Raw genomic sequence first — 5,125 nt, 5'->3', positions numbered from 1 at the left:
GTGGGCCTCGGCGCCGCCATGATGGGCGATCAGTCGCTGGAACAGCTGGGGGACAGCATTCTCGCCTATCTGGGACGGTACGCCGGCGTCCAGGCGGCCGCCCTGTTCAAGGGCGAGGCCGGCCTCTTTCGGCGCATCGCCGCACTCGGCGTGCCTTCGGACGCGCCCGTTGCTGAACGCTTCGGCCCGCGCGAAGGGCTGCTCGGGCAGGTGGCGGCCGAAGGACAGGTTCTGACGCTGTCCGACGTGCCTGAGGGCTATCTGACGATCGGTTCGGCCCTCGGCCGCGACAAGCCGAGGCACCTGGTGATCGCCCCCGCCCGGGCGGACGGCGCGGTCAATGCGGTTCTGGAACTCGGCTTTCTGCAAACGCCGGACGAACGGCTTATGGCCCTGCTGGAAGAAACCGGGCCGGCCATCGGCACAGCTCTGCGCTCGGCCCGCTACCGCGCCCAGCTGCAGAACATGCTGGAGGAAACCCAGCGCCAAGCCGAAGAGCTGCAGGTCCAGAGCGAGGAGCTCCGCGTCTCCAACGAAGAGCTGGAGGAACAGGGTCGGGCGCTGAAGGAATCCCAGGCGCGCCTCGAGCAGCAGCAGGCGGAGCTGGAGCAGACCAACAGCCAACTGGAGGAACAAGCCCAGTTGCTGGAAACCCAGCGCGACGATCTGGAGCGCGGCGCCTCGGCCCTGACGCTGAAGGCGCGCGAACTCGAGCAGGCCAGCCAGTACAAGTCCGACTTCCTGGCCAATATGTCCCATGAGCTGCGGACCCCGCTCAACTCCCTGCTGATCCTGTCCAAGCTCCTGGCCGACAATCCAGAGGAAACGCTGTCGGAGGAACAGGTCAACTACGCCCGCACGATTCAGTCGTCCGGCAATGATCTCCTGGCCCTGATCAACGACATCCTCGACCTGTCCAAGATCGAGGCAGGCCACATTCAGGCGCGTCCCGAGGCGGTGTCGATGCAGCGGTTGACGGAGGACGTCCGGCAACTCTTCCAGCCGGTGGCGGACGACCGCGGTCTGGTCTTCGAGATCGAGCTGGACGCTGGAGCCGATCTGATGGAGACGGATCGCCAGCGGCTGGAGCAGATCCTCAAGAACCTGCTGTCGAACGCCTTCAAATTTACCGAAAGCGGCGGTGTGAAGCTCGGTATATCGGCCCAGCCCGGCGACAGGATCGCCTTCGCCGTGTCGGATACCGGCATCGGCATATCCCCCGAGCAGCAGAAGGGGGTTTTCGAGGCCTTCCAGCAGGCCGACGGAACCATTAGCCGCAGATACGGCGGCACGGGCCTGGGCCTGTCGATCTCGCGCGAACTGGCGCGCCTGCTCGGCGGACGGATCACGCTGGAAAGCCGAGTGGGCGAAGGGAGCGTCTTCACTCTGACCCTGCCGCGCGCCTATGACGCTGCGCAGGTCGCTCCGCGCGAGACGCCTGCCCCTGCCCCGCATGTTTCGCCCCAGTCGGAACCGCCTCCCGAGCGGCGTCAGTCAGTGTCTGCGAGCATCGAGGACGACCGCGACCATCTGGCCGGAACGCGCCGCCTGCTGCTGGTTGTCGAGGACGACGACCGCTTCGCCGCCATCGTCCGCGACCTGTCCCGCGAGCTGGGCTTCCAGTGCATCGTGGCGGGCACGGCCCAGGAGGCTCTCAAGCTGGCCAAGCGCCATCGTCCCAGCGCGGTCGTGCTGGACGTGGGCCTGCCCGATCAGTCGGGGCTGACCGTTCTCGACGTGCTGAAGCGCGACGATGACACCCGCCACATCCCCATCCACGTCGTCTCGGCCGAGGATCACAGCCAGACCGCCCTGTCGCTGGGCGCCATCGGCTATCTGGTCAAGCCGGTGAAGCGCGAGGATCTCGCCGAGGTTCTGCGCACCCTCGAGGACACGCTGACCCGCACCGTGCGTCGCGTGCTCATCGTGGAGGACGATCTGGTCCAGCGCGACGCGGTGAGCCGCCTGCTGGCCTCCGGCGACGTAGAAACCGTAGGCGTGGGCACCGCCGCCGAATGCCTGGAGCAACTCAGAACCCAGACCTTCGACTGCATGGTGCTGGATCTCACCCTGCCTGACGCGTCGGGCTTCTCCCTGCTGGAGACCCTCAGCCGCGAGGGCGGCCATGGCTTCCCGCCCGTGATCGTCTATACGGGGCGCGATCTGTCGCCCGATCACGAGCAGCAGCTGCGCCGCTATTCGAGCTCCATCATCATCAAGGGCGCCAAGTCGCCGGAGCGGCTGCTCGACGAGGTCTCCCTCTTCCTCCATCAGGTGGTGTCCGAGCTTCCGCCCGAGCAGCAGAAGATGATCCGCAAGGCGCGCAATCGCGACGCCGTGCTGGAAGGGCGCCGGATTCTGGTCGTCGAGGACGACGTCCGCAACGTCTACTCCCTGACCAATGTCCTTGAACCGCGCGGCGCCCTGGTGGAGATCGCCCGCAACGGCAGGGAAGCGCTCGAGGCGCTGGAGCAGGCCTCGACCGATCCTTCGAAGGCTGTCGACCTTGTGCTGATGGACGTGATGATGCCGGTCATGGACGGCCTGACGGCGACGCGTGAAATGAGAAAGGATCCGCGCTGGAAGACGCTGCCGGTGCTGATGCTCACCGCCAAGGCCATGCCGGACGACCAGGAGCGCTGTATGGCGGCCGGGGCGAACGACTACATGGCCAAGCCGCTGGACGTGGACAAGCTGCTGTCCCTGGTCCGCGTCTGGATGCCCCGCTGAGCCCGCCATGACGAACGAGATCGAGGATATCGAGATCGGTCTGCTGCTGGAGGCGCTATACCAGCGCTACCATTACGACTTTCGCCAGTATGCGCGGGCGTCGATCAAGCGCCGTCTGATTCAGGCGCGCAGCCATTTCGGCATGCCGAGCCTGACGGCCCTGCAGGAGCGGGCCCTGCACGATCCCGAAATGCTGCCCCGTCTGCTCGCCTTTCTGACGGTTCAGGTCAGCGAGATGTTCCGCGATCCCGGCTACTTTCGCGCCCTGCGCGAGCAGGTCCTGCCCCATCTGCGCACCTATCCCTCGCTCAAGGTGTGGATCGCGGGGTGCAGCGCCGGGGAGGAGCTGTATTCGATGGCCATCCTGTTCCGCGAGGAAGGCCTGTTCGACCGCACCCTCTTCTACGCCACCGACATCAATCCCGACGCCCTGCGCGCCGCGGAAGCGGGGGTCTATCCCCTCGATCGAATCCGCAAATTCACCGAGAACCACCAGAAGTCGGGCGGCCGCTCGTCCCTGTCCGACTACTATACGGCCGACTACGGTCGGGCGGTATTCGACAAGTCGCTGCGCGCCAATGTCGTCTTCTCTGACCACAGCCTTGTCACGGACGCCGTCTTCGCCGAGATGCAACTCATCTCCTGCCGCAACGTCATGATCTATTTCGACCGAGGCCTTCAGGATCGCGCCGTGGGCCTTTTCAGGGACTCCCTGGCGCGCAACGGCTTTCTGGGGATCGGATCGAAGGAAAGCCTGCGCTTCTCACGCCATGCGGCCGCCTTCTCCGAGTTTGTCCCGGCGGAGAAGATCTACAGGAAACGCGAACCATGAGTCCGTCCCCCGACCGGGCCGTGGTGATCGGCGCCTCCGCCGGAGGGGTGCAGGCCCTGCTCGCTCTTCTGCCGACGCTGCCGGCGGACTTCCCCTGGCCGATCTTCATCGTCCTGCACGTCCCGGCCGATCGCAGCAACGTGCTGGCTCCTCTGTTCGAGGCCAAATGCCGGGTCGAGGTCAAGGAGGCCGAAGACAAGGAGACCGCCCGTCCCGGGGTGGTCTATTTCGCCCCCTCGGACTACCACCTCCTGGTCGAGAGCAACGGTGATATGGCCCTGTCCTCCGACGAAGCCGTCAACTACTCCCGCCCCTCCATAGACGTGCTGTTCGAAAGCGCGGCGGACGCCTACGGCGCCGGCCTGACCGGGGTGATCCTGACCGGCGCCAACGAGGACGGCGCAGCCGGGCTGAGCGCCGTCGCCGCCGCGGGCGGGGTCGCCCTGGTGGAGGAGCCCGCCGCCGCCTACGCCCAGGCCATGCCCCAGGCCGCCCGCAACGCCTGCACGGCGGCCGTCGCCCTGCCGCTCGAAGGCATCGCCGAACATCTGAAAGGTCTCGGAACAGAATGAGCAGCCCGGAACAGCCGATTCACCTTCTGCTGGTCGACGACCTTGAAGAGAACCTGCTCGCGCTGGAGGCGCTGCTGAAGCGGGAGGACGTCGTCTGCCTGAAGGCCCGCTCGGGCGACGAGGCGCTGGAGTTGCTGCTGATCCACGATGTCGCCCTGGCCTTGGTGGACGTGCAGATGCCAGGCATGGACGGTTTCCAGTTGGCCGAGTTCATGCGCGGCAATGTGAACGCGCGCCACGTCCCCATCATCTTCGTCACGGCGGGAAGCGCCGATCTGCAGCGACGGTTCAGGGGCTATGAGGCCGGGGCCGTCGACTTCATCCAGAAACCGATCGAAACCGACATCCTGCGCAGCAAGGCGAACGTCTTCATCGACCTCTATCGCCAACGCAGGGAGATTCTCGCCCAGCGCGATGAACTGGAGGCCTACGCCAACGCCCTGCGCGCGGCGGACCGCCGCAAGAACGACTTCATCGCCATGCTGGGCCATGAGTTGCGCAACCCGATCATGGCGCTCCGCGCCGGTCTTCAGCTTCTGGAGCGCCAGTCGGACAAGAACCGCAAGGCCGACATCCAGGCGCGGATGGAGGTTCAGGCCCACCACCTCTCGCGGCTGATCGAAGACCTGCTCGACGTCGCCCGGATCGATCAGGGCAAGATTTCCCTTCAGCGCGAGCGTGTGAGTCTGCAGAGCGTCATCGAGTCCGCCGTGGACACTAGCCGACCCAAGATCGAGGCGGGCGCGCATGACCTGACGGTCGCCCTGCCTTCCCAGCCCCTGTGGCTCGAAGGCGATTTCACCCGCCTGTCGCAGGTCGTCAGCAACCTGCTGACCAACGCCGCCAAATACACGCCGTCCGAAGGACAGATCCGTGTTTCCGCGGATGTCGTCCAGGACGAGGTGCGGATCGACATCGCCGACAACGGCGTGGGCGTGCCGCATGACATGCAGGGCCGCATCTTCGATCTGTTCACTCAGTCGAAGGGGCC

At 66.0% G+C, this 5,125-nt stretch carries 4 protein-coding genes; all 4 read left to right on the top strand.

Features of this window, described 5'->3' with window-relative positions; translation table 11 throughout:
* Positions 1-2,730, top strand: a 2,730-nt coding sequence (locus ACU5AP_RS15905; RefSeq protein ID WP_446681517.1) for a response regulator, incomplete at its 5' end; no start/stop codon positions are given.
* 7 nt (positions 2,731-2,737) lie between these two features.
* Positions 2,738-3,562 carry a CheR family methyltransferase gene (locus ACU5AP_RS15900; RefSeq protein ID WP_200165242.1) on the top strand — a complete coding sequence of 275 codons (825 nt, stop codon included), beginning with the start codon at positions 2,738-2,740 and terminating at the stop codon, positions 3,560-3,562.
* Positions 3,559-4,134, top strand: coding sequence for a chemotaxis protein CheB (locus ACU5AP_RS15895; RefSeq protein WP_446681516.1), 576 nt, complete (start codon positions 3,559-3,561; stop codon positions 4,132-4,134). Before ACU5AP_RS15900 ends, ACU5AP_RS15895 begins: the two co-directional genes overlap by 4 nt.
* On the top strand, positions 4,131-5,125 hold a 995-nt coding region (locus ACU5AP_RS15890; RefSeq protein ID WP_446681515.1), incomplete at its 3' end, for a hybrid sensor histidine kinase/response regulator. The genes ACU5AP_RS15895 and ACU5AP_RS15890, both read left to right, overlap by 4 nt.

The sequence above is a fragment of the Brevundimonas sp. RM1 genome, from assembly GCF_052907225.1.
This window is presented reverse-complemented; position numbering and strand designations above follow the sequence as displayed.